25 protein-coding genes and 2 pseudogenes are annotated in these 23,258 nt (G+C 69.5%); 12 read left to right on the plus strand and 15 right to left on the minus strand.

Annotated features, from left to right (window positions below):
* Positions 1–256: 256 nt before the first annotated feature.
* From pdxH to EIZ44_RS16255, 7 genes are all read right to left on the minus strand, one after another.
* Complete coding sequence (pdxH, locus tag EIZ44_RS16225) at positions 257–922, minus strand: pyridoxamine 5'-phosphate oxidase (RefSeq protein WP_037819929.1); 666 nt, start codon at positions 920–922, stop codon at positions 257–259.
* 128 nt (positions 923–1,050) lie between these two features.
* A complete protein-coding gene (locus EIZ44_RS16230) occupies positions 1,051–1,764 on the minus strand; it encodes an urease accessory protein UreD (protein ID WP_134729441.1) in 714 nt (237 codons plus the stop codon).
* Positions 1,761–2,462: an urease accessory protein UreG gene (gene ureG / locus EIZ44_RS16235; RefSeq protein WP_037819931.1), complete on the minus strand. Its 702-nt coding sequence runs from the start codon at positions 2,460–2,462 to the stop codon at positions 1,761–1,763. The genes EIZ44_RS16230 and ureG overlap by 4 nt, the downstream gene beginning before the upstream one ends.
* Entirely contained in the window at positions 2,452–3,138 is a 687-nt protein-coding gene (locus tag EIZ44_RS16240; protein ID WP_134729443.1) for an urease accessory protein UreF, read from the minus strand. The genes ureG and EIZ44_RS16240 overlap by 11 nt, the downstream gene beginning before the upstream one ends.
* Positions 3,138–4,859 (minus strand): urease subunit alpha, encoded by a 1,722-nt coding sequence (locus EIZ44_RS16245; RefSeq protein WP_134729445.1) that lies wholly within the window; start codon positions 4,857–4,859, stop codon positions 3,138–3,140. The genes EIZ44_RS16240 and EIZ44_RS16245 overlap by 1 nt, the downstream gene beginning before the upstream one ends.
* On the minus strand, positions 4,859–5,164 hold the full coding sequence (locus EIZ44_RS16250) for an urease subunit beta (RefSeq protein WP_134729447.1): 306 nt from the start codon (positions 5,162–5,164) through the stop codon (positions 4,859–4,861). The genes EIZ44_RS16245 and EIZ44_RS16250 overlap by 1 nt, the downstream gene beginning before the upstream one ends.
* A 10-nt stretch (positions 5,165–5,174) precedes the next feature.
* Positions 5,175–5,477, minus strand: a complete 303-nt coding sequence (locus EIZ44_RS16255) for an urease subunit gamma (RefSeq protein ID WP_134729449.1) — start codon at positions 5,475–5,477, stop codon at positions 5,175–5,177.
* A gap of 480 nt (positions 5,478–5,957) precedes the next feature.
* Between EIZ44_RS16255 and EIZ44_RS16260 the strand changes: the two genes are divergently transcribed.
* Positions 5,958–7,097 (plus strand): citrate synthase 2, encoded by a 1,140-nt coding sequence (locus EIZ44_RS16260; protein ID WP_037819940.1) that lies wholly within the window; start codon positions 5,958–5,960, stop codon positions 7,095–7,097.
* Between the two features lie 49 nt (positions 7,098–7,146).
* On the opposite strand, the gene EIZ44_RS16265 is transcribed toward EIZ44_RS16260, so the two are convergent.
* Positions 7,147–7,716, minus strand: a complete 570-nt coding sequence (locus EIZ44_RS16265; protein WP_037819941.1) for a TetR/AcrR family transcriptional regulator — start codon at positions 7,714–7,716, stop codon at positions 7,147–7,149.
* Between the two features lie 14 nt (positions 7,717–7,730).
* Entirely contained in the window at positions 7,731–9,437 is a 1,707-nt protein-coding gene (locus tag EIZ44_RS16270) for an SDR family oxidoreductase (RefSeq protein WP_134729489.1), read from the minus strand.
* Positions 9,438–9,588: 151 nt separating this feature from the next.
* Between EIZ44_RS16270 and EIZ44_RS16275 the strand changes: the two genes are divergently transcribed.
* Genes EIZ44_RS16275 through EIZ44_RS16295 form a run of 5 tightly spaced genes read left to right on the plus strand, consistent with a single transcriptional unit; the run spans position 9,589 to position 14,399 of the window.
* A complete protein-coding gene (locus EIZ44_RS16275) occupies positions 9,589–10,428 on the plus strand; it encodes an ABC transporter ATP-binding protein (RefSeq protein ID WP_134729450.1) in 840 nt (279 codons plus the stop codon).
* Positions 10,429–10,439: 11 nt separating this feature from the next.
* On the plus strand, positions 10,440–11,243 hold the full coding sequence (locus tag EIZ44_RS16280; RefSeq protein WP_037819984.1) for an ABC transporter permease: 804 nt from the start codon (positions 10,440–10,442) through the stop codon (positions 11,241–11,243).
* Positions 11,222–12,409, plus strand: coding sequence for a sensor histidine kinase (locus tag EIZ44_RS16285; RefSeq protein WP_240691318.1), 1,188 nt, complete (start codon positions 11,222–11,224; stop codon positions 12,407–12,409). Before EIZ44_RS16280 ends, EIZ44_RS16285 begins: the two co-directional genes overlap by 22 nt.
* Positions 12,406–13,029: a response regulator gene (locus EIZ44_RS16290; RefSeq protein WP_134729451.1), complete on the plus strand. Its 624-nt coding sequence runs from the start codon at positions 12,406–12,408 to the stop codon at positions 13,027–13,029. The genes EIZ44_RS16285 and EIZ44_RS16290 overlap by 4 nt, the downstream gene beginning before the upstream one ends.
* Positions 13,030–13,052: 23 nt before the next feature.
* Positions 13,053–14,399, plus strand: coding sequence for a serine hydrolase domain-containing protein (locus EIZ44_RS16295; protein ID WP_134665390.1), 1,347 nt, complete (start codon positions 13,053–13,055; stop codon positions 14,397–14,399).
* Position 14,400: 1 nt separating this feature from the next.
* On the opposite strand, the gene EIZ44_RS16300 is transcribed toward EIZ44_RS16295, so the two are convergent.
* The 3 genes and pseudogenes from EIZ44_RS16300 to EIZ44_RS16310 all read right to left on the minus strand — a co-directional run bounded on the left by EIZ44_RS16300 (position 14,401) and on the right by EIZ44_RS16310 (position 15,453).
* Positions 14,401–14,631 (minus strand): hypothetical protein, encoded by a 231-nt coding sequence (locus EIZ44_RS16300; protein ID WP_134729452.1) that lies wholly within the window; start codon positions 14,629–14,631, stop codon positions 14,401–14,403.
* A 224-nt stretch (positions 14,632–14,855) separates the two neighbouring features.
* A pseudogene (locus EIZ44_RS46265) lies at positions 14,856–14,992 on the minus strand (thymidine phosphorylase); the annotation flags it as partial.
* Between the two features lie 68 nt (positions 14,993–15,060).
* A complete protein-coding gene (locus EIZ44_RS16310; RefSeq protein WP_134729454.1) occupies positions 15,061–15,453 on the minus strand; it encodes a hypothetical protein in 393 nt (130 codons plus the stop codon).
* Between the two features lie 67 nt (positions 15,454–15,520).
* Between EIZ44_RS16310 and serC the strand changes: the two genes are divergently transcribed.
* Both serC and sepH read left to right on the plus strand, forming a co-directional pair.
* The gene (gene serC, locus EIZ44_RS16315) at positions 15,521–16,645 is read left to right on the plus strand and encodes a phosphoserine transaminase (RefSeq protein ID WP_134729455.1); all 1,125 of its coding nucleotides are present in this window, start codon (positions 15,521–15,523) and stop codon (positions 16,643–16,645) included.
* Between the two features lie 259 nt (positions 16,646–16,904).
* Positions 16,905–17,741 (plus strand): septation protein SepH, encoded by an 837-nt coding sequence (gene sepH, locus EIZ44_RS16320; protein WP_037819957.1) that lies wholly within the window; start codon positions 16,905–16,907, stop codon positions 17,739–17,741.
* A gap of 358 nt (positions 17,742–18,099) precedes the next feature.
* Here the strand turns inward: sepH and EIZ44_RS16325 are convergent, their stop codons facing one another.
* Genes EIZ44_RS16325 through EIZ44_RS16335 form a run of 3 tightly spaced genes read right to left on the minus strand, consistent with a single transcriptional unit; the run spans position 18,100 to position 19,916 of the window.
* Positions 18,100–18,453, minus strand: coding sequence for an MmcQ/YjbR family DNA-binding protein (locus EIZ44_RS16325; protein ID WP_037819959.1), 354 nt, complete (start codon positions 18,451–18,453; stop codon positions 18,100–18,102).
* A gap of 18 nt (positions 18,454–18,471) precedes the next feature.
* On the minus strand, positions 18,472–19,062 hold the full coding sequence (locus EIZ44_RS16330; RefSeq protein ID WP_037819961.1) for a DUF2537 domain-containing protein: 591 nt from the start codon (positions 19,060–19,062) through the stop codon (positions 18,472–18,474).
* A 32-nt stretch (positions 19,063–19,094) separates the two neighbouring features.
* On the minus strand, positions 19,095–19,916 hold the full coding sequence (locus tag EIZ44_RS16335) for a TrmH family RNA methyltransferase (RefSeq protein ID WP_037819964.1): 822 nt from the start codon (positions 19,914–19,916) through the stop codon (positions 19,095–19,097).
* Positions 19,917–20,133: 217 nt separating this feature from the next.
* On the opposite strand from EIZ44_RS16335, the gene EIZ44_RS16340 reads away from it, so the two are divergent.
* The 4 genes and pseudogenes from EIZ44_RS16340 to EIZ44_RS16355 all read left to right on the plus strand — a co-directional run.
* Complete coding sequence (locus tag EIZ44_RS16340) at positions 20,134–21,630, plus strand: glutamate-cysteine ligase family protein (protein WP_037819966.1); 1,497 nt, start codon at positions 20,134–20,136, stop codon at positions 21,628–21,630.
* Positions 21,631–21,683: 53 nt separating this feature from the next.
* Positions 21,684–22,286, plus strand: a complete 603-nt coding sequence (locus EIZ44_RS16345; RefSeq protein ID WP_043830842.1) for a TetR/AcrR family transcriptional regulator — start codon at positions 21,684–21,686, stop codon at positions 22,284–22,286.
* A gap of 79 nt (positions 22,287–22,365) precedes the next feature.
* Positions 22,366–23,040: a biliverdin-producing heme oxygenase gene (locus tag EIZ44_RS16350; RefSeq protein WP_134729456.1), complete on the plus strand. Its 675-nt coding sequence runs from the start codon at positions 22,366–22,368 to the stop codon at positions 23,038–23,040.
* A gap of 114 nt (positions 23,041–23,154) precedes the next feature.
* Positions 23,155–23,258: pseudogene (locus tag EIZ44_RS16355) on the plus strand (superoxide dismutase); the annotation flags it as partial.

The following is a 23,258-nucleotide window of genomic DNA, read 5'->3' on the forward strand; positions in this document are numbered from 1 at the left end:
CCCGCTAGTCGGCCCGAAGCGCCTCACCCTCCCCGGGACGAGGCACCACCACCCAACCGCAGCCGATGCACCCAAAGCGAGGCACCCACACCTCCCCCGCCCCCGATACGAAGCCAAAAACACGGCGCTGGGGTGCTTGTCAAGGCATCTTTCCCGCCTTGACAAGCACCCCAGCGCCGTAGTCACACTAAAAAATCGGGGTGCCCCGCCTCACCCGGCGGACGCAATGTCGCCGCCAGGCGACGAGCCGCAACGATCAAGGAGCCAACCGCTCCACATGCCACCCGTCATGAGTCCGATGAAACCGCAACCGGTCGTGCATCCGATCCTCGCGCCCCTGCCAGAACTCGACAAAGTCCGGCCGAATCCGCCAACCACCCCAATGCGGCGGAGCCGGGATCTGCTCGACATCGCCGAACCGGCGCTCGATATTGCGCAGCGCGTTGTCCAACGCCCGCCGCCCCTCGACCACGCGCGACTGCGGCGACGCCCACGCTCCCAGCTGCGACCCGCGCGGGCGCTGGGCCCAGTAGGCGGCCGTCTCGTCGGCGCTGACCTTCTCGACCTCGCCGCGGACCGTGACCTGGCGGTGCAGCGGGTACCAGGGGAAGGTGGCCGACGCGTAGCGCGTCGCCGTGAGGTCGTGGCTCTTCGCCGACGTGTAGTTCGTGTAGAAAACCACTCCGCGTTCGTCGAAGCCCTTGCACAGCACCGTGCGCGAAGAAGGCCTGCCCTCGGCGTCGGCGGTCGCGAGCACCATCGCGTTGGGTTCCGCGAGTGCTTCGGACACCGCCTGGCTCAGCCAGCTTTCCAGCTGGTCATGCCACGTGGCCGCGAGCGCCGACTCGTCAAACGGCGCGCTGTCGTAAGCCACCCGCATGCCAGGCAGCCGCACGACCGCCTCGTCGATCTCCGGTGTCATCCGGCCCAACCTCCGTTACCCCTGGTGAGGGTGTCGAATCACGGCTATTCAGCGACGGTATTGGGTCGCCGGTCCCGGCGAAACCCACCGAACGGTGACTCCTGCCACGCCTGGCCGCCATCCGCTGTTCACCTGCTGGTCCGGGATCGATCCAGAGCTGTGGCCGTCACGACGTCGGGGGCCAGGGCAGTGGTCAGCATCCCGCCCGCGGCCAGCGGCGTCCGCGACCACCACGGGCCTGACTCCGCCGGGCCGCATCCGCGGCCGAACTCGATCTCCGTCACCAGCACCCGATGTCCGGCCAGCACGGCGAGGCTCGCGTCCAAAATGGCGTCGCCGACGGTCTGCGTCTGCCGGAGTGCCGGAACTCCGCCGCAGGTCACGTGCACTGTGGAGGACAACCGGCCCGGACGTTCGCCTTCCCTGCCGAGGACGAGGACCTCGCGGGTGTGGAACCGGGCGTCGGAGGCCAGGTCGGCGCGCAGCACGGCGACGTGGTCGGCGCGGGCGGTGACGACGGTCGGCTCCGGCAGGTATGCGAAGGAACCGCCGGGCTCGACGACGACCTCCACAGTGGACAAGCTGGGCACGTCGCGCAGACCGGGCAGGGCGAGGGTCGCCGCGACGCCGGACAGCTTCAGCTCCGCACCCGCCCCGACGTGGATCTCGAGCCGCAGTTCGTCGCCGCCGAGCGGAGCGGTGGCCGAGTTGACCAGGTGCACCACCGCACCGCGGCCGCGCTGGCGACGCGGGACGAGCGTCAGCGGCGCCATCGACTTCAGTTCTCGCAGCACCGTCCGCCCGTCGTCGCAGGCGGCGACCAGGCGTGCGTGGGCTTTCACCCCTGCCGGACCGGCACCAGCGAGCGCACCCAGTCCGCCACCGCGGGCGCGTCCGGAGTGTCCACTAGGGACTGGGTGAACACCGGGAGGTCGCCGCGCATGTGGTGGGCGTCGGAGGTCATCACGGTCAGGTCGGCGCCGACCAGCGGGGCGAGGTCGGTTTTGTTGATCACCAGCAGGTCGGCCGTCGTCACGCCGGGGCCGCCCTTGCGCGGCACCTTGTCCCCGCCCGCGACGTCGACCACGAAGATCTGGCTGTCGGCCAGGCCGCGGCTGAACACCGCGGTGAGGTTGTCGCCGCCGCTTTCCACGATGACCAGTTCCAGGCCCGGGAACTTCTCCTCCAGCCGTTCGACTGCGTCGAGGTTCGCGGTGATGTCGTCGCGGATCGCGGTGTGCGGGCACGCGCCGGTCTGCACCGCTTCGATCCGCTCCGGGTCCAGCACGCCCGCCCGGCGCAGGAAGTCGGCGTCCTCGGTCGTGTAGATGTCGTTGGTGACCACGGCCAGATTCAGCTCTCCGCCGAGCGCGCGGCACAGTGCGGCGGTGAGCGCGGTCTTGCCGCTGCCGACCGGGCCGCCGATGCCGATCCGGTACGCCCGGCCGGCGGTCGGCGCCGCGGCGTAGTGGTCCGGTTCGGCGGCGGTCGGGTCGAAGTTGACCGCGTGGAAATGCCCGTGACCGTGTTCAGCTGGCAAAGAGACGCACCTCTTCCTGGTGATGCCGAGCGTGTTCCTCGGCGAACAGATCCAGCGCCGGCGACGCTGGCGCGGGCAAATCGGCCGGATCGGCACCGGCGGTCTCGGCGGCCTGGCCGCTGACTTCGCGCAACGGTCCGGCCAGCCGCGCGACCACCGCGTTCACGGCGAACGGATCCAGCCCGAGCAGGCGAACCGCCGCACTCGCCGGGCCGCTCACAGCGAGGTAAGCGATCGCCATGGCCGCGTCGAACGGACTGCCGCCGCTGATTCCGACGAGCGCGCCGCTGACGATCGGATGGTGCGGGCGCGGCGTCTCGGCGAGCAGCTGGGACAGCACTGGCGACGGCCACGCCGCACGTCCGGCTCGCGCGGTGCCGCGGCCTTGCGCTCGCGACGCTTCCCGTTGCGCGAGCGAGGGCGTGCGGGCGTCGAGTTCCTGATCGAGCCGTCGCCAATGGACACTCTCGACAGCCCGCGCCGCGGCGTGCGCTGAGGCAGCGGCGAACGCGGCGGCGAGAAATCCCGCGGTACGCAACCGTCCAAAAAGGAATCCGGGCAGGTCGCGTTCGGACCGGACGAGACCGCGCGCGGCCACCTCTTCGAGGCCGCCGGAATGCACGTGCCCACCGCCCGGGAACCGGGAGTCGGCGAGAATGAGAGCGACCGGGTCCATCAGAACAGGAAATACCGTTGCGCCATCGGCAATTCGGCCACCGGATGCGGTTCGATCAGTTCCCCGTCCACGCGGACCGCGAAGCTGTCCGGATCCACTCGCACCTCCGGGGTCGCGTCATTCAGCACCATGTCGGCCTTCGTCCGGCGTCGGGTGTTGGCGACCGGCACCAACGGCCGGGCGATGCGGAATTGCTCCGCCAAACCGGAATCCAGCGCTTCCGGAGCCACGAAATGCAGGCTGGACGCGGCCGCAACCGCAGGTGCGGCACCGAACATCGGCCGCGCGAGCACCGGTTGCGGCGTGGGAATCGAAGCGTTCGCGTCTCCCATCGCCGCCCACGCCGGGAAGCCGCCCTTCAACACCACATGCGGGCGCACGCCGAAGAACTTCGGCTCCCACAGCACCAGGTCGGCGAGCTTGCCGACCTCCACCGAGCCGATCTCCGCGTCCATTCCGTGTGCGATCGCCGGGTTGATCGTGTACTTCGCGACGTAACGACGGGCACGCAGGTTGTCCGCGGCACCATCGCCGGGAAGCGCGCCGCGGCGACCCTTCATCACGTGCGCGGTCTGCCAGGTCCGGATGATCACCTCGCCGATCCGCCCCATCGCCTGCGAATCGGAACTCATCATCGAGATCGCGCCCAGATCGTGCAGCACGTCCTCGGCGGCGATCGTGCTCGGCCGGATCCGGCTTTCCGCGAACGCGAGATCCTCGGGCACCGACGGGTTCAGGTGATGGCACACCATCAGCATGTCGAGGTGCTCGTCGAGAGTGTTGACGGTGTGCGGCCGGGTCGGATTCGTCGACGAGGGAAGGAAGTTCGCCATTCCGGACACCTCGATGATGTCCGGCGCGTGTCCGCCGCCTGCCCCCTCGGTGTGGTAGGCGTTGATCGACCGGCCGCCGATCGCCTCCACCGTGGACTCCAGAAACCCGGCCTCGTTGAGCGTGTCCGTGTGGATCGCGACCTGCACGCCGGATTCGTCCGCGACCGTGAGACAGGCGTCGATCGCGGCCGGCGTCGAACCCCAATCCTCGTGCAGCTTGAACCCGCCCGCTCCGGCCGCCAGCTGTTCGCGCAGAGCTTCCTGCCGGACGGTGTTTCCCTTGCCCAGCAGCAACACGTTCACCGGCTGTCCGTCCATTGCGGACAGCATCCGTCCGAGATTCCAGGCACCGGGAGTCACCGTGGTCGCCTTGGTGCCCTCGTTCGGCCCGGTTCCTCCGCCGACCAAAGTGGTCAGTCCGGCCGCGAGCGCGGTGTCCACCAGCTGCGGGCAGACGAAATGCACGTGACAGTCGATGCCACCGGCGGTGAGGATTTTCCCGTTGCCCGCCAGCACTTCCGTCGCCGGGCCGATCACCAGTGCCGGATCGACACCGTCCATAGTGTCCGGATTACCCGCCTTGCCGATGCCGACGACGCGCCCGTCGCGGACGCCGACGTCGGCCTTCACCACGCCCCAGTGGTCGAGGATCACCGCGCCGGTGATCACCAGGTCCGGCGCTCCCTCGGCGCGGGTCGCCATGCCCTGGCCCATCGACTCGCGGATCACCTTCCCGCCGCCGAAAAGCACCTCGTCGCCGCTGCCGCCGGGACCGATCGACCGGTCCTCGGTCACCTCGATCAGCAGATCGGTGTCCGCGAGCCGGATCCGGTCCCCCGCGGTCGGGCCGAACAGTTCGGCGTAGCGGACGCGGTCGATCTCCGGCATCAGAACTCCCCGGCGTATTCGGCCCGCAGCCCCGGCACCCGCCGGTTTCCGCTGAGCGGAACCAGGTCGACCTCGCGGTCGATGCCCGGCTCGAACCGCACCGAGGTCCCGGCGGGCACGTCGAGCCGGTGCCCGCGGGCGGCTTCGCGGTCGAATTCCAGGCCGGGATTGACCGCGGCGAAGTGATAGTGCGATCCGACCTGCACGGGCCGGTCGCCGAGATTGCGCACGCGCAGCCGGATCCGGCCGCGCCCCGGATTCAGCGGCACCGGCTCGTCGCCGGGAATGATCTCGCCTGGCCGCACGAATTCCTCCTCAAGCAATCGGTTCGTGCACCGTGACGAGCTTGGTGCCGTCCGGGAACGTGGCTTCCACCTGCACGGAATCGACCATTTCCGGCACCCCGTCGAGGACTTGCGCCCGGGTCAGCACGGCGCGCCCGCCCGCCGCCAGTTCGCTGACCGTGCGTCCGTCGCGAGCACCCTCCACGACGTAATCGGTGATGAGCGCGACGGCTTCGGGATAATTGAGCCGAAGACCGCGTTCGAGCCGTTTGCGAGCAACGTCCGCCGCGACGTGGACCAGCAGTTTGTCGCGTTCCTGCGGGCTCAGGTGCATGGCAAAGGTCTACCACCGGAGCGACCGCTCCGCCTGATTCGGCAACACAGTGTTTACGCGGCGTGGACCGCGGTTGTCCGCCGAACCAGAAAAGAATTCGGACAAGCCGGAAACGCCGCGGCGAGGATTCCGCAATTTCACCCCGGCGCGCGGCCTGCCACTTCGGAGCACGCAGGGCGCCCGTCCCGCTCACCGAGAGTGACCTCCGCCCGCCTCCGCAAGCCGGGGTTCACCTCCGCGCCACCGGGGTACCAGTCTGCGGTCACCTCACCGGACGGGAGAAAGTGGCGTCCAGCGCTCACCTGGACTGAATCGTTCTCGTAATCGTGACCGAAACCACGACATCTTCCGTTGCCCCGGCCGGGCAAAGGGAGCATGGTTTGTCCCACCGTGCGATGAGGCGCGCAAGGAGCCAGCGTGTATCCCGTCCGCGCGTGCACAACACAGCCGGGGAATGCGCATCGAAAGGGTTCGCGAAGAGTGACTACCTCCACGATCAGCACCACGAACGACGCCGACGACGGGTTCCGGCCCGGGCTCGAGGGCGTCGTCGCGTTTCGGACCGAAATCGCCGAACCCGACCGGGACGGCGGTGCGCTGCGCTACCGCGGCGTCGACATCGAGGACCTCGCCGGGAAGGTGACCTTCGGCGACGTATGGGGTCTCCTGGTCGACGGGCGGTTCGGGACCGGGCTTCCGCCCGCCGAGCCGTTCCCGCTTCCGGTACACACCGGCGACGTCCGCGTCGACGTCCAGGCCGCGCTCGCCATGCTCGCCCCGATCTGGGGTTACCGGCCGCTGCTCGACATCACCGACGAAGAGGCGCGCGACCAGCTCGCCCGCGCTTCGGTGATGGCGCTGTCCTACGTCGCGCAGTCCGCGCGCGGCATCGGACAGCCCGCGGTGCCGCAGTCGCGGGTCGACGAGGCCAAGTCGATCACCGAGCGGTTCATGATCCGCTGGCGCGGCGAGCCGGACCCGGCGCACGTCAAGGCGGTCGACGCGTACTGGGTTTCCGCCGCCGAGCACGGCCTCAACGCCTCCACCTTCACCGCGCGCGTCATCGCCTCCACCGGGGCGGACGTCGCGGCGGCGCTGTCCGGCGCGATCGGCGCGATGTCCGGCCCGCTGCACGGCGGCGCCCCGGCGCGCGTGCTGCCGATGATCGAGGAGGTCGAGCGCACGGGTGACGCCCGCGCGCTGGTCAAGGGCATCCTCGACCGCAAGGAGCGGCTGATGGGCTTCGGCCACCGCGTGTACCGCGCGGAGGACCCGCGTGCCCGCGTGCTGCGCCGGACCTGCAAGGAACTGGGCGCGGAGCGCTACGAGGTGGCCGCCGCGCTGGAGCAGGCCGCGCTGGCCGAGCTGCGCGAACGCCGTCCGGACCACCCGATCGAAACGAACGTCGAGTTCTGGGCCGCGGTGATCCTGGACTTCGCGAAGGTGCCGCCGCACATGATGCCCGCGATGTTCTCCTCCGCGCGCACCGCCGGCTGGGCGGCGCACATCCTGGAGCAGAAGCAGACCGGCCGCCTGGTCCGTCCGTCGGCGAAGTACGTCGGCCCCGGCCCGCGCACGCCGTCCGAGGTCGACGGCTGGGACAGCGTCACCCAGATCTGAGCCAAGTCCGTGAAGGCCTCCTTGATTCCAAGGGGGCCTTCACGGCTTTTCAGACGTGCGCGTCGGTGGCGGCGAGCATCGCGGTGAGCTGGTCGACCAGCCAGCCGTCCAGCGTTTCGCGCGGGACGGTGCCTTCTTGAAGCCACGACAACAACGCGCCCTCGACCACCGCGGTCCAGCAGCGCAGGGTCAGCAGCACCAACGGTGACGGTTCGGGGATCGGCAGCGCTTCCAGGATCAGCTCGACGGCACGGTTGCGGACCTCGTCGATCGCCGCGTCCGTCTCCGAAGTGGCGATGACCGAACCGCTGCGCAGCAACGCGACATAGCCTTCGCGGTAATGCGCGGCGACATCAACCAGTCCCCGTACGGCCGCGCGCAACCGTTCTTCCGGCGGGCCTTCCTCAAGCGTCGCGAGCCGGTCGACCAAACCGTCGGTGACCGTGCGCAACGCCTGCATTTGCAGTTCCCGCAGGCTCGGGAAATACCGGTAGAACAACGGCCGCGACACCTCGGCGCGCGCCACGATGTCGTCCACCGTGACCAATTCCGGGGCCCGGCTGCCGAACAAATCCAGCGCGGCCGCGATCAGATCGTCCCGCCGGGCCTGCGCGGTCATCCGGCGCGGACGGCTCACGGCGTGACGTCCAGTTTCGCCGCCGCGCGCAGCAAACCTGGCGTCAGCCGCGAAAGGACCAGCGCGACCTTCGCTTCCGGAGTGGACGGTTGGATCGCGACGTTTTTCTCCACCGCACGCAGAATGTCGCGCGCCACTCGTTCCGGACCGAAATTGCGCCGGGCGTAGAGCTTCGACGATTCCTTCTGGCGCCGCTTCTCCTCGACCTCGTCCACGCCGACGAACTTAGTGGTCTTGGTGATGTTGGTGTTCACCAATCCCGGGCAAACCGCGGTCACGCCAATTCCCTCGGACGCCAACTCCGCGCGCAAGCCATTGCTCAACGCGAGCACCGCGGCCTTCGTGGTGCCGTAAGCGGTGAGGATCTTCGACGGCAGGTATGCCGCGGCAGAAGCGAGGTTGACGATCTGCCCGCCTTCAGCGCGTTCCTTCATCATCGGCGCGAACGCGCGGCACCCGTGGATCACGCCCCACAGGTTGACGTCCACGACCTTCTCCCAGTCCTCGATCGTCGTGTCGAGGAACGGGCCGGACATGCCGATCCCGGCGTTGTTCACCACGATGTCCGGCACGCCGAACTCGTCCCGCACCTGCGCGGCGAACCGGGCGACCGCCTCGCCGTCCGAAGAGTCCACTGTGTACTCACCGGCGTCGACTCCGCGCTCTCGCACCAGTTTCGCCGTTTCCGCAGCTGAATCGCCGTTGATGTCGCTGACGACCACGTCGGCACCCTCGGCCGCGAACGCCAGCGCGGTCTCCCGCCCGATCCCGCTGCCCGCACCGGTCACGACGACGAGGTGGTGCGCGAAGCGACCGCTGCCGCCGCCGACCCGCGCCCGCCGCAGCGCCCGCGTTTCCTCGCCGATTTCCACCGACGCGATCAGCTCAGCTGCCGCGGCAGCAACCACTTCCGGCTTGGTCCGGGTGATCCAGTGCGACCCGATCACGCGCCGGACACGCAGATCCGGCACCCAGCGCTCGACCTCGGTCTGCAGCGGCGTGGTGACGTACGAATCGCCGGTCGGCGCGAGCACCTGCACCGGGATTTCCGCCGGACGCGGGCGTGGGCGGGACAGCCGCGGGCCCATGTTCGCCCGGTACAGCTTCAGGCCGTGCACCCCGTCCGACGTCTTGGGCGACGTTTCGGCGGGCTCCAGCTTCCGGATCATCGTGCGCATGATTCCGGTGCGCCACAACAGTTCCGGGATCAGCGGCACCTGGAACGCGACGATGTAATACGAGTGCAGGAACTGCCGAAGCGCGTGTCCGAGGCGACGCGGCGTCGGCCGGGTCAGCTGGGCACGGAACCACGCGCCGGCGTGATCGAGGCTGGGCCCGGAAAGCGAGGTGTACGAAGCGATCCGGCCGCGCAGCTGGTCGCCGGTGACCGCGTGCCACGCCTGGATCGAACCCCAGTCGTGCGCGACGAGGTGGACCTTGCCGGACGGCTGCACCTCGTCGACCACCGCGGCGAGGTCGTCGGCGAGCTGGTCCAGCCGGTACGCCCGACGCTCCCGCGGTTTGTCGGATTCGCCCGCGCCGCGCACGTCGTAGACGACCACGCGGTGGTCGCGGCGCAGCTCTTCGGCGACGCCGTCCCACATCGAGCTGTTGTCCGGATATCCGTGCACGAGCACGACCGTGGGCCCGTCCGGGTTGCCGCTCACCCGGACCGAAAGGCGAACTCCGTCACTGGCCGTCACCTGCTTGTGAGACATCTTGTCATGTTAGACAACTTGTCAACAGAGGCCGTCGTGGTTCCACGGGAAACCAGCGTGTCCACCGTTCGACGGACAGCCGGATTCCACTGCCCGGACGTCCCGCGAACCGCCCTCCGCGGCGCACGCTGAACCCATGAGCACAGCAGTGCGAGTGCGCGGACTGCGCAAGGAGTACCCGGGCCACCTCGCCGTGGCCGGGATCGATCTCGACATCCGTGACGGCGAGGTGTTCGCCCTGCTCGGGCCCAACGGCGCGGGCAAGACGACCACCGTCGAGATCCTGGAGGGGCACCGGCAGCGGACGGCGGGGGAAGCCACTGTCCTCGGCGAGGACCCGGGTACCGCGGGACGCGCGTGGCGCGCCCGCCTCGGCATCGTGTTGCAGACGGCCGGCGACGCGGCGGAATTGACCGTCGCGGAGACCGTGCGGCACTTCGCGAAGTACTACCCGAACCCGCGGGATCCGGAAGAGGTGATCGACCAGGTCGGCCTCACCGCGAAGGCGGGCGCGCGGGTGAAGGCGCTGTCCGGCGGGCAGCGCCGCCGGGTGGACGTCGCGCTCGGCATCGTCGGCCGTCCGGAATTGCTGTTCCTGGACGAGCCCACGACCGGTTTCGATCCCGAGGCGCGGCGGCAGTTCTGGGGGCTCATCGACGGACTCGCCCACGAGGGCACCACGATCCTGCTGACCACGCACTACCTGGACGAGGTCGAGGCGCTGGCCGATCGGCTCGCGGTCATCGCGCGCGGTTCGGTCGTCGCGGAGGGGACGCCGGCGACGCTCGGCGGCCGCGAACGCGCCGAGGCGGTCGTGCGGTGGCAGGACGAACGCGGCAGTCACGAGGAACGCACGCAGTTCCCGACGAAGCTCGTCTCGCAACTCGCCGGCACGCAGGGGGAACTCGCCGGTCTCACCGTGACGCGCCCCAGCCTGGAAGACGTCTATCTCGACCTGATCGGGGAGCAACCGTGACCACGACGACCATGGCGCTGCCGGGGACGTTCCGCTTGGGCCTCGCCCGCGGCGGGCTCGAACTGCGGCAGTTCTTCCGCAACCGCGAGCAGGTGGTGTTCACCTTCTCGCTGCCCGCGGTGCTGATGATCCTGCTCGGCTCCATCCTCGACGGCCCGACCGGGCAGAGCGGGGTGTCGTCCGGGCAGCTGCTCGCCGCCGGGATGATCGGCGCGGGCATCGTGTCGACGTCGTTCAACAGCGTCGGCATCGGCATCGCCGCGGACCGGGAAATCGGTGCGCTGAAACGCTTGCGCGGCACGCCGATGCCCGCGGCGGCCTATTTCGTCGGCAAGATGGTGATGGTCGCGGTGACCAGCGTGTCGCAGACCGTCCTGATGGCCGCGGTGGCGATGCTGCTGTTCCGTCTCGAACTGCCGTCCGATCCGGCGAAGTGGCTGACCCTGCTCTGGGTGCTGCTGCTCGGGATCGTCTCCTCGACGCTGCTGGGCATCGCGATCAGCTCGGCCACCCGCACCGCGAACGGCACCGTGGCGCTCGTGCAGCTGGTGTACTTGGTGCTGCAGTTCATTTCCGGGGTGTTCGTCACGCCGATCACGAACCTGCCGAGGATCATGGTCGACGTCGCGTCGTTCTTCCCGCTGAAGTGGATCTGCCAGGGCTTCCGCTCGGTGTTCCTTCCGCCGGAGGCCGCGACCCAGGAAATGGCGGGGACATGGGAGCTTCCGAAGGTGGCGCTGGTGCTGGCGGTGTGGTGCGTGGTGGGCCTGGTGCTCGCGAGGGTGACGTTCCGGTGGACGAACGAAGCGAAGTGAACCAGGCCGACGCGTGGGAGCGGTCGTACTGGTCCTGGGAAGTGCTGTTCGCGGTCGCCTACCTGGCGACCGCCTTCCTGGTGCTCTTCAACGACGGATCGGCGGCGGAGAAGATCGTGGCCGAGTCCGCGATGGGCGCGATCGCGGTCGGCTACCTGGCCGTGGGACGGCGCGTCGTGCACGGCGAGGACAACGGAACCGCCCGGGCCGTCGCGGCGGCGGCGCTGATCGCGTTGACCGGCACCGCCATTCTCGCGACCACTTCGGCGAGCTTCGTGCTGTTCCTCGCCTGCCCGCTGCTGTTCATGCTGCTGGATTTGCGGCCAGGGGTGGTCGCGACGACGCTGCTCATCCTGCTCGAACCGGTCTCGGCGGTGCTGAACGGCGGCTGGGACAACCAGTTGCTCTCGGTCCTGCTGCCGATGACCGCGATCCTGATCGTCTTCAGCGTGCTGGCCGGGAAGTTCACCAGCGATGTGCTGAAGCAGAGCCGCGCCCGCGCCGAGCTGATCCGCGAATTGGAATCCAGTCAGGCCGAGGTCGCCCGCCTGTCGCGGGAAGCGGGCACCGCGGCCGAACGCGAACGGCTGGCGCGGGAAATCCACGACACGCTCGCACAGGGGTTCACCAGCATCATCACCCTGACCCAGGCGATCGAGTCCGAACTGGACACTGATCTGTCCACAGTGCGCAAACATCTCGCGCTCGCCGGCCGCACCGCACGCGAGAATCTCGCCGAAGCCCGTGCGATGGTCGCCGCGCTCGCACCGTCCGATTTGGCCACCGGCTCGTTGCCGGAAGCCGTGCAGCGGCAGGCAGACCGGCTTGCCGAAGAGATCGGCATTCCGATCGAGTGCGAAGTGGACGATGCGCTGCCGCCACTGTCCACTGCGGTCGAAGTGGTACTGCTGCGCGCGGCGCAGGAGGCGCTGTCGAACGTGCGCAAGCATTCGGGCGCGACTCTCGTCCGCGTGCGGCTGTCCGCTGTGGACGGAGCGATACGGTTGCGCGTGGAGGACAACGGGTGCGGCTTCACCCCGGATGCCGACGGAGCCGGATTCGGGTTGCGCGGCATGCGTTCGCGGGCCGAGCAGGTAGGCGGCGCCCTGGAAGTGCGGACCGGCGCGAACGGCGGCACCGAACTGGAACTGGAGGTGCCCGCGTGATCACCATCATGCTGGTCGACGACCATCCCGTGGTGCGCGAAGGACTGCGCGGCATGCTCGAAGCCGAGGACGACCTGACGGTGGTCGGCGAGGCCGGTTCCGGCGACGAAGCGGTGGCGCTCGATCGTGTGAAACAGCCCGACGTCGTCCTGATGGACCTGCGCATGCCGGGCCTCGACGGGGTCGGCGCGATCCGCGCAATCCTCAAGGAAACGCCCGCGCGCCGGATCGTCGTGCTCACCACGTACGAAACCGACGCCGACATCCTCCGCGCGGTCGAGGCGGGCGCGTCGGGATATCTGCTGAAAGACGCGTCGCGCGCCGAATTGGCCGGTGCGATCCGGGCCGCGCATCGCGGCGAAACCGTGCTGGCACCGTCGGTCGCGGGCAAGCTCGTGCACCGGATGCGGAACCCGACGCCGGCCTCGCCGCTGTCCGCGCGCGAGGTGGAAGTGCTGCGCCTGGTCGCGAAGGGCCGCACCAACGCGGAAATCGGCCGTGAGCTGCACATCGGCGAGGCGACGGTGAAAACGCACCTGCTGCGGGTGTTCTCGAAGCTCGGCGTTTCCGACCGCACGGCAGCGGTCACGACGGCGCTGGACCGGCAACTGCTCGGCTGAACTGCCCGGGCAGAATGACGGCCATGCTCGACACCACCGAACTCGCCCTGTACCGACGGCTCGCACACGAGCAGTCCGTCAGCCGCGCCCCGTCCCTCGTCGCCGCTGTCGTCCGAGGCGGCGACGTCGTCTGGTCCGGAGCCCGCGGCCGCGTCGGCGACCAGCGCCCGGACGACAACACGCAGTACCGGCTGGGGTCGATCACCAAAACGATGATCGCGACCGCGGTCCTGCGGCTGCGCGACGAGGGCAAACTCGACCTCACCGACCCGCTGGAACGGCACCTGCCGGGCACCGCGTTCGGCTCGGTCACCGTCGCGCAGCTGCTGTCGCACACGTCGGGCCTCACGTCGGAATCGCCCGGCCAGTGGTGGGAACGCGCGCCCGGCGCGGACTGGGCGGCGCTGGTCTCGAGCCTGGAGAAGGGCGCGACAAAGCTGCGTCCCGGATCCAAATTCCACTACTCGAACGTCGGCTACGGCGTGCTCGGCGAACTGGTCGCCCGGCTCCGCGAGCGGCCGTGGTTCGACGTCGTGCGTGACGAAATCCTTGCCCCGCTGGGCATGAACCGCACGACGCCGCACCCGGAAGGCGCGCACGCCGAGGGATTCGCCGTGCACCCGTTCGCCGACGTGCTCATGCCGGAGAAGTGGCCGGACGCCGGCGCGATGGCCCCGGCCGGGCAGCTCTGGTCCACCGTCACCGACCTCGGCCGCTGGACGTCGTTCCTCGGCGGCCACACCGGCGACGTGCTCTCGCCGGACACCGTCGACGAAATGCGGACGATGAACACCGTCGACGACACCGAGGTGTGGTCGACCGGATTCGGTCTCGGCCTGATGGTCGTGCGCTACCAGGGCAGGCACCTGGCCGGGCACACCGGATCGATGCCCGGGTTCCTCGCCGCGACCATCGTCGACCCGCGCAGCGGCACCGGTGCGCTGTGCCTCGCGAACTCGACCTCGGGCGTCAACATCACGCAGCTGTGCCTCGACCTGATCACCACCGCCGACGACCTCGAACCAGCGCTGCCCGAGGAATGGCTCCCGTCCACTGTGGACCCGGAGCTGCTCGCGCTGACCGGACTGTGGCACTGGGGCCCGACGCCGTACTTCCTGCGCGTGCAGGGCGACGGCCTGATCTCGCTGAACCCGGCCGTCGGCGCCGGCCGGGCATCGCGGTTCCGCCCCCAGGGCCCGGACACGTGGATCGGCCTGGACGGCTACTACGCGGGCGAAACGCTCACCGTCGGCCGCGACGCGAACGGCACGGCGAACCACCTGAACCTCGCCACGTTCATCTTCAGCCGCACGCCGTACGACCCGGCCGCACCGATCCCGGGCGGACTGGACGAGGGTGGGTGGCGCTGAGTCACTCCGCTTCGGCCTTAACGCCGGGGGCTTCGGCGTCATAGGCAGGCGCTCGCCCGGCCGGGGACAACCACGCCTTCGCGTAGAAACCCTGGCCGGGCAGTCCCAGCAGAACCTCGCCCATCTCCGGAGGGCCGAACACCCACAGCCGCCGGTGCTCGATCAGCTCGGCGGCGAGTTCCGGCGGGCAACGCTCGATCCCGATCCGCGCCGGCCAGCCGGGTTCAAGCACGAGCCAGCTCGTGCTTCCGAAGCCTGGGCCGAAGGCGCACCCCCACCCTCCTCTGGGGGGCTGCCCATGCCCATTCTACCGGCGCTACCCGACGAAACCGGCGCTTAGAGCATGCAGGGGCCGACTAGTCCACAACCGGGGACGGGTGTGGACAACCTGCTCCGGGACGCAAGAACAGAGCCCTCGCCCAGATCTCTGTGCAGAGCTTCGCCGTCTCCCACGCGTCAAGGCCGCACAGTCTCCAGCACGATCCCCGCGAAGCAGCCACCTCCGAACCCGCCCTCCAGCGCAGCAGGCACCGTCTCCGGAGTGTCCGTATGCAGTTCCAGCAACGGCACCCCGCCACCACCGCGTCGCCGGGCCCCGTCCAGCGCAACCGTCCGGTCCGCCGGAGTTCGCGCGCCTGCTCCGGCGGGCCGCCGAGCAAAGTCAGGTAGCCGCGCGGGCGAACCGTGACGCGCAGCAGTCTCGGGATCTCCTGTCCGTGGTCCCACTGGGTGGTATCCCCGACGCGGCGGCGAACGCGACTGCGAGGACGAGCGCGAATACGGCCGAGCCGACCTCGTCCGGGTTCGACGGTTCGACGAAGAACCCGACGACGACAAACCCGGTGAACGCCACGGAAAGAGCGAACAGCGCGGCAGGGACTGCTCGACGGCGGAACCACGCGCGTCGCCAGGGCACGAAAACCAGCACCAGCGTCGCCGCCAGGCCGAGGGGAAGGCCGATCAGCGCAGTCGAATCCCACGGGTGCACCAGCGCCGCCAAGGCGAAGAGCGCAAACCATCGCCAGCGCGGCCGGTAACCGTGCGTTTCCGTCACGATTCCACATGTCGGACACCCGCCAACCGCCGTTACCTGCGTTGTCCCGACCTGAGAGACTAAGCACATGACCGACGCTGAGTTGACGATCCCAGCAGACCTCAAGCCGGCCGACGGCCGCTTCGGCTGCGGACCCTCGAAGGTCCGCGAAGAGCAGCTCGCCGCCCTCGCCCGGTCCGGTTCCACCTACCTCGGCACCTCGCACCGGCAGAAGCCGGTCAAGTCGCTCGTCGGCCGCGTGCGCGCCGGGCTGTCCGAGCTGTTCTCGCTCCCGGACGGGTACGAGGTCATCCTCGGCAACGGCGGGACGACCGCGTTCTGGGACGCCGCCGCGTTCGGCCTCGTGCGCGAGCGCGCCCAGCACTTCACCTACGGCGAGTTCTCCTCGAAGTTCGCGACCGTCACCAACAAGGCTCCGTTCCTCGGCGAGTCGATCGTGGTGAAGGCCGACCCGGGCAGCGCGCCGGAGATCGCCTACTCCCACGGTGCGGACCTCGTCGGCTGGGCGCACAACGAGACCTCCACCGGCGTCGCGGTGCCGGTGCGGCGTCCCGAGGGCAGCGACGGCGCGCTGGTCGCGATCGACGCGACGTCCGGCGCCGGCGGTCTCCCCGTCAAGGCCGAGGACTTCGACGTCTACTACTTCGCGCCGCAGAAGTCGTTCGCGTCCGACGGCGGGCTGTGGATCGCGCTCGCCTCGCCCGCCGCGATCGAGCGGATCGGCGAGATCGGCGGCGGCGACCGCTGGATCCCCGAATTCCTGTCGCTCACCACCGCGCTGGACAACTCGCGCAAGGACCAGACCTACAACACCCCCGCCGTCTCCACGCTTTTCCTGCTCGCCGAGCAGATCGAGTGGATGAACGGCCAGGGCGGCCTCGACTGGACCACCTCGCGCACCAAGGAATCCTCGAGCCGGCTGTACGAATGGGCCGAGAAAACCTCGTACACCACGCCGTTCGTGTCGAACCCGGAGCTGCGCTCGCAGGTCGTCGGCACGGTCGACTTCGCCGACGAGGTCGACGCCGCCGCGGTCGCGAAGGCGTTGCGCGCCAACGGGATCGTCGACACCGAGCCGTACCGGAAGCTGGGCCGCAACCAGCTGCGCGTCGGCCTGTTCCCGGCGATCGACCCGGACGACGTCACGAAGCTCACCCAGAGCATCGAATACGTCGTGGAACGGCTCGGCTGAACCGAAAACGCGCCGAAACACCCAAACCGCCCCGCCAGCCCTCCGGCTCGCGGGGCGGTTCGCGTTGATGACCACTCGTTCGTGACAGACCGTGGTCGGCGTGTCACGAGTGTGACCGATCTCCGCCGCGGCGAAAATGGCCGGGAAAGTGCCGTCGGATTGAGTTCGGATGGGTGAGGCGTCGGCGCGCCTCGCACGTCAAGCCGACGCGCCGTTCTAACGTGGGCACCCACAAAGGTGAACACCGGGGAGGCGAGAAATGCGGGCGTTGCGGGTGGTCGGGCTGCACGAGGACGGGAAGTCCCTCGTGCTGGAGGACCCGGCGAGCCGTACGCGCTTCCTGCTCCCGGCCGACGAGAGACTGCGTGCGGCGGCGAGGGGGGACATAGCCCGGCTGGGCCAGATCGAGATCGAGTTGGAGAGCCAGATGCGGCCACGCGAGATCCAGGCGCGAATCCGCGCGGGCGAGTCCGTCGAGCAGGTCGCGAGCAGCGCGGGCGTCTCGACGCAGCGGGTGGAGCGATTCGCTTATCCGGTGCTGCTCGAACGGTCCCGCACGGCGGAACTCGCGCAGTCGGCGCACCCGGTCCGCGAGGACGGGCCCGACGTCCAGACGCTCGGCGAGGTCATCGCCTACGCCTTCGGCGTCCGCGGCCACGACTACAACCAGGCCGCCTGGGACGCCTGGCGCGGCGACGACGGCAAGTGGGTCGTCGTGCTGCGCTGGAAAGCGGGCCGCTCCGACAACCGCGCACACTGGTCGTTCTCGCCCGGCGCGCACGGCGGAACGGTGCACGCGCTCGACGAGAACGCCGAAGTCCTGCTGAACCCGAACTCCTACGTCGCCCCGCGCACGGTGCGGGCGCTGGCCCCCGCCCGCGATTCGGTGGTGCAGCCGACCCTCGACGCCGTCGAGGAACCGCGCGCCATCGAGGGTCCGGACGAGGGCGACGACGAGACCCGCGAGATCCCGCGTGTCCCGGGCGAGTCCGACGGTGACGAAGCCGAGCAGCCGCGCACGAAGGCGAAGAAGAACCATCCGATCGTGCCGTCCTGGGAGGACGTGCTGCTCGGAGTCCGCACCCAGCGCGGCTGACCAGTCCCGCTTCAAGCGCCCCAATGCCACATTGGGTGCGTCAGATGCACCCAATGCCGCATTGGGGTTTTCTCGGTAGCTGTGGTGTGCGGCCAGCTCTCCGCTCCGGCCGACGTCTGTGAGGGGAACCCTCCGGATCGTGCCCCCGACCTGAGACAGCTTCGGTCCGTGAAGGGCTCCTTGAGGGAATCTGATTCCCTCAAGGAGCCCTTCACGGACTTTCAGCAGGAAAGAAAGCCGCCCAGCGCGGCTCGTCGGCCGGTGCTCGCAGCATCCCGGTACGTGAGGGCCACCCTCAGGGAATCCGATTCCCTCAGGGTGGCCCTCACGGACGGCGGCGAAAGCGCAGCGGTCGGGGTCAGGCGTCCAGCAACGCGGCCAGTTTCTTCGGTGCCACGTGCCGATATGCCTCGCGCACGATCTGGTCCACCTCGGTCCAGTCGACGTCCACATCGAGCCGCACGCCGAGCCATCCGTGCACTCCGACGTAGGGCGGCCGGAAAAACCGCTCCGGCTCGGTGCGCACCAGTTCCTCCTGCACCCCGGGCGGCGCGGGGCACCAGAACGCGAGCTTGTCGTCGTGGTGCCGGTCGGCGAACATCGCGAACGTCTTGCGCCCGCGGACGAACCACGTCGGTTCGCCGTGGCTGAGTCGTTCGGTGGCTTCGGGCAGGGCGAGACAGAGGGCGCGCAGCTTGTCGAGCGGAGCCATCGCGTCAGTATCCGCGAGTCAGAACACCGTGGCCAGCACGCCGATCCACGCGAGGGCCAAGCCGCCGCCCGCGCCGTACACCGCCCAGCGCAGGATCGGCACCTTTCGGCCAAGCCACAGCGACGGTGCGACGCCGCCGGTCACCACCAGCGCCGCGATCAACGCCAGCCACACGCTCGTTTCGCGGGCGAGCGTGGTGGCCAGCGCGAGCATCGCCACGACCACCACCGCGGCCGCGAACACCGACACGGTCAGCCCGGTGAGCCAAGGCGTCGGCTCTTCCCGAGTCCGGGCCCGCGCGGGTTGATCCGGCCGCCGAGGCGGTTCGACCACCGTTTCCACGCCGGTCACCGGGTCGACGAAGCGCACCTCGGTGCCCATCACCGCGGCCAGTCGCGCGGCGAGCTGACGTCCGCGCTGCGACACGACCGAACCGGCGACGTCGACGTCCGAGTCGGAGCGCGCCACCGCCGACGCCACGCGCGCCCACTCGTGCAGGGCTTGCGCCAGCTCGGCACCGATCGCGAGCCGACGCGGGTCGACCTCTCGCGCGTGCTCGCCGCCCGGCCCGGCGAGCACCGCCTGCTCGCCGCGGATGCGCAGCTCCATCGTGCCCCTCCCCGCAAGAAACGTGCCGGGGGTCACTCTAGTGGGGCGACGCCCGCCGAGACCTCGTGGAACGCGATCGCCGCGGCCGTGGCGACGTTCAGCGAGTCGACCCCGGCCACCATCTCCACGCGGACCGCGACGTCCGCGGCTTCGATCGCCTCGTCCGTCAGCCCCGGCCCCTCGGCGCCGAGCAGCAGCGCGATCGGACCCGGCACTTTCTCGCGCAATCCGCGCAGCGGTACGGAATCCGCGCGCGGAGTGAGCGCAGCCACCGTAAAACCCCGTGCCCGCAGCACATCCAGACCGCCGGGCCAGCTGTCGAAAGTCGCGAACGGGACGCGCAGCACGTGTCCCATCGAAACGCGCACACTGCGCCGGTAAAGCGGATCCGAACAACCCGGACCGAGCAATATCCCGCCGACGCCGAGCGCGGCGGCATTGCGGAAAAGCGCGCCGAGATTCTCGTGATCGCCGACGCCTTCCAGCACGGCCAAAACCTGTGCGCTGTCCACGATTTGGGAGACCGTCGGCGGTTCCGGGCGATCCGCGACCGCGAGCACCCCGCGATTGAGGTGGAAACCGACGACGTCGGCCATCGTCTCCGCCGACGTCACATACGCGGGCACGTCGACGCCCGCGAGTTCGTCTTCCAATTCCCGCAGCCGTCGCTCCACGCCGAGCAGCGCTCGCACCGGATAGCGCGAAGCAAGCAGCCGCCCGACCACGACGGTTCCCTCGGCGATCACCAGCCCGCGCCCGCCGGGGCGGTCCGGCCGACGGTCCGCTGTGGACAGGTCGCGGAAGTCGTCGAGCCCCGGATGCGCCCGGTCCTCGGTGAAGATCAGTTGAGCCACATCGGACAGTCTCGCACCCGCCCGAACCCGTGCCCACTGGTCCGAACGTGCGAGGCGCTTTAGGGCAAACGGCGTAGTTACGCGCAGGGTCAACCGCCGGTGACGGAGAGCACCAGTTTGGCCGCTAGCCCATGGCGCGGCGCTGTGCGACGGTGGTCTGCCTGGCGTACTAGCCGCCCAGACCACTGCGGACAGCAGCCAAGGAGCGCGTCGAACCATGGGTACGGATCTCTCGGCACACCCCGGCCGGCTCGATCGCGGACGGTACCGCCGGAAGGTCCAGCGATGCCTGGACACCCTGGCCCGGATGCTCACCGACGGGAGTTTTTCCTTTCCTCGCAAGAACATCGGGCTCGAAGTCGAGCTGAACCTGGTGGACGGGCAGCTGCGCCCGTCGATGACCAACTCGGTCGTGCTGGAGGCGCTCGACGACGCGTCGTTCACCACCGAACTCGGCCAGCACAACCTGGAGCTGAACGTGCCGCCGCGCCCGCTCGCCGGGGATTCCGCGCTGCGCCTGGAAGAAGACCTGCACTCCTACCTCGCGAAAGCGCAGGAGAGCGCGGCGCACACCGGCTCGTCGGTGGCCATGATCGGCATTCTGCCCACGCTGGGAGCGGAGCATTTCGACCAGAAGTGGCTGTCCCACAAAACGCGCTACACATCGCTGAACGACGAGATCTTCGCCGCCCGCGGCGAGCGGATCGCGCTCGCGATGGACGGCCCGGCATTGCCCGGGGCCCAGCCGGAGCGGCTGCGGCACTACGCGGAGTCCATTCTCCCGGAGGCCGCCTGTACTTCAGTCCAATTGCATCTGCAGGTGGCCCCCGAGGAATTCGCGGCGCATTGGAACGCCGCGCAATGCCTGGCGGGCGTCCAGATCGCGCTCGCCTCGAACTCTCCTTTCCTGCTGGGCAAGGCGCTGTGGCACGAAACCCGGATCCCGTTGTTCCAGCAGGCCACCGACACCCGGCCGGAGGAGCTGAAAAACCAGGGTGTCCGGCCGCGGGTGTGGTTCGGCGAACGGTGGATCACGTCGATCTTCGACCTGTTCGAGGAAAACGTCCGCTATTTCCCGGGACTGCTGCCGGAGACCGATCTCGAGGACCCGATCGAAGCGCTCGAATCCGGGCAGGCGCCAAAACTTTCCGAACTGCGGCTGCACAACGGAACGATTTGGCGGTGGAACCGGCCGGTGTACGACGTCGTCGACGGCCTGCCGCACCTGCGCATCGAAAACCGCGTGCTGCCCGCCGGTCCGACGGTCGCCGACATCGTCGCCAACGCGGCGTTTTTCTACGGCGCCCAACGCGCGCTCGCGGAACAGGACCGGCCGGTCTGGTCGCAGATGTCGTTCCAGGCAGCGGAAGAAAACCTGTACGAGGGCGCGCGCAAGGGTTTCGACGCGCAGCTGTACTGGCCCGGCATCGGCTGGATCCCGCCGGACGAACTGGCCCTGCGCGTCCTGCTGCCGCTGGCGCACGAGGGCCTGCGCCGGTCGGACGTCTCCGACGAAGCCCGCGTGCGCTACCTCGGCATCATCGAACGCCGCTGCCTCGCCCGCCGCAGCGGCGCGGCCTGGCAACGCGACTACGTGCTGCGCGCGCACGAACGCGGGGCCGACCGCGAAACCGCCCTCAACTGGATGCTGCGGCGGTACCTGGAACTCTCCGAGGCTGGCGAGCCGGTGCACACCTGGCCGCTCGACGACTGAGCCGTTTTCGCGCGGTCCCCTACAGTGTTTCGCACGGGAAGGGGGTGGCGCGCGTGCCGAAGGTGCTGGGCGGTTCGCTCGAAGCGCACCGCCGAGAGGTGCGGTCGCGAGTGTTCGACGTCGTCCGCGCGCAGCTGTACGAGCGCGGGTTCGACGCGATCACGCTCGCCGGCGTCGCCGCGGAGGCCGGGCTCGGCCGCACCGCGATGTACAACCACTTCCCGGACAAGGAAAGCCTGCTCGTCGCGTTCGTGGAGGACGAGTCCGCGCGGTATGTCGAGCGGCTGCGCGCGGCGGTGGACGCCGAACCGGACCCGGTCGCCCAGCTGGCCACGTTCGTCCGGCTGCAGCTGCGCGTGCTGGCCGAACACCACCTTCCGCCGGGCACCGCGCTGGAGTCCGCGCTCGCGCCCGCGGCGTATCAGCGGATCAGCGCGCACGCCGACCCGATCATCGAACAGCTTCGCTCGGTACTGCTCGCCGGAGTCGACGCGGGCAGCTGGCCGGCGCAAGACCTCGACGTGGTGGTCCCGATGATCACCGCCGCGCTCGGCAGCCGTCAGGTCATCGATGTGCCCGCTGACCAGCTGGAAGACGCCATCGAGGCCGCCGTGCGGTTCGTCCGGCGAGCGGTCGGTTCGAGTGAAAACCGCTGATTTTAGGGTAGCCTAAGTACCGGTCGTGGCCTACAGTTCTTTCTGACAGCTTGTCAGAAAGAACGTCGGGAGGCCTTTGATGACGGTGACCGCGGACCTCGAAGCCAGCCCGTTCTCCGGACAGCTGCGCGCGTCCACGAGGACGGTCCATGACAAGGCCAACCACTCCACGTACATGAACGCGCTGCTCGGCGGCGAGCTGACGCTGGACGGCTACGCGGCGCTGGCCACCCAGTACTACTTCATCTACGAGGCGATCGAGCGGGCAGGCGACGCGATGGCCGACGACCCGGTCGGCGGCGAGTTCGTGTTCGAGGAGCTGCGCCGGCTGCCCGCGCTGGAACGCGACCTCGCCCGCCTGGTCGGCCCCGGCTGGCGCACCGAGATCGCCCCGCTCGCCGCGACCGAGGCCTACACCGCGCGGATCGCCGAGGCGGCACGCTGGTCCGGCGGGTTCGTGGCGCACCACTACACGCGCTACCTCGGCGACATCGCGGGCGGCCAGATCATCCGGCGGCTGCTGGAGAAGAAGTTCGACCTCGCCGAGGCGGGCACGCTCTTCTACCGCTTCGACGAGATCGGCAGCGCCCCCGCGTTCCGCGACCGCTACCGCGCGAAGCTCGACGAGGCGCCGTGGAGCGAGGCCGACCGCGCCCGGGTGATCGACGAATCCGTGGTCGCGTTCGAGCACAACGTGGCGGTGTTCGACGAACTGGCCGTCGACCTCGCGCGGTACCGGGACCCGGCGGCATGAGCCGGGTCACAGCGGGTTGACCTCCACCTAGCTCGAAGTACGAGGCTCGGTTTCAGAAGGCTCCCGCGAGGGAAGCCGCCAAGCACAACCGCGCGTCGACCAGAAGGAGGGCCCATGGCCCGGTACGAGCTGCCCGAACTCGATTACGATTACGGCGCTCTCGCGCCCTACATTTCGGGCGAGATCAACGAGCTGCACCACAGCAAGCACCACGCCGC

It is taken from the genome of Amycolatopsis nivea (assembly GCF_004522235.1).
Taxonomy (GTDB): domain Bacteria; phylum Actinomycetota; class Actinomycetes; order Mycobacteriales; family Pseudonocardiaceae; genus Amycolatopsis; species Amycolatopsis nivea.

Excerpts from the sequence above, each read along its gene's own strand:
- EIZ44_RS16240 (WP_134729443.1), bottom strand. The coding sequence starts at position 3,138 with ATGGACCCGGTCGCTCTCATTCTCGCCGACTCCCGGTTCCCGGGCGGT.
- sepH (WP_037819957.1), top strand. The coding sequence starts at position 16,905 with ATGCGGGCGTTGCGGGTGGTCGGGCTGCACGAGGACGGGAAGTCCCTC.
- EIZ44_RS16325 (WP_037819959.1), bottom strand. The coding sequence starts at position 18,453 with ATGGCTCCGCTCGACAAGCTGCGCGCCCTCTGTCTCGCCCTGCCCGAA.
- EIZ44_RS16295 (WP_134665390.1), top strand. The coding sequence starts at position 13,053 with ATGCTCGACACCACCGAACTCGCCCTGTACCGACGGCTCGCACACGAG.
- EIZ44_RS16340 (WP_037819966.1), top strand. The coding sequence starts at position 20,134 with ATGGGTACGGATCTCTCGGCACACCCCGGCCGGCTCGATCGCGGACGG.
- EIZ44_RS16330 (WP_037819961.1), bottom strand. The coding sequence starts at position 19,062 with ATGGAGCTGCGCATCCGCGGCGAGCAGGCGGTGCTCGCCGGGCCGGGC.
- EIZ44_RS16245 (WP_134729445.1), bottom strand. The coding sequence starts at position 4,859 with ATGCCGGAGATCGACCGCGTCCGCTACGCCGAACTGTTCGGCCCGACC.
- serC (WP_134729455.1), top strand. The coding sequence starts at position 15,521 with ATGACCGACGCTGAGTTGACGATCCCAGCAGACCTCAAGCCGGCCGAC.
- EIZ44_RS16275 (WP_134729450.1), top strand. The coding sequence starts at position 9,589 with ATGAGCACAGCAGTGCGAGTGCGCGGACTGCGCAAGGAGTACCCGGGC.
- EIZ44_RS16350 (WP_134729456.1), top strand. The coding sequence starts at position 22,366 with ATGACGGTGACCGCGGACCTCGAAGCCAGCCCGTTCTCCGGACAGCTG.
- pdxH (WP_037819929.1), bottom strand. The coding sequence starts at position 922 with ATGACACCGGAGATCGACGAGGCGGTCGTGCGGCTGCCTGGCATGCGG.
- EIZ44_RS16265 (WP_037819941.1), bottom strand. The coding sequence starts at position 7,716 with ATGACCGCGCAGGCCCGGCGGGACGATCTGATCGCGGCCGCGCTGGAT.
- EIZ44_RS16255 (WP_134729449.1), bottom strand. The coding sequence starts at position 5,477 with ATGCACCTGAGCCCGCAGGAACGCGACAAACTGCTGGTCCACGTCGCG.
- EIZ44_RS16280 (WP_037819984.1), top strand. The coding sequence starts at position 10,440 with ATGGCGCTGCCGGGGACGTTCCGCTTGGGCCTCGCCCGCGGCGGGCTC.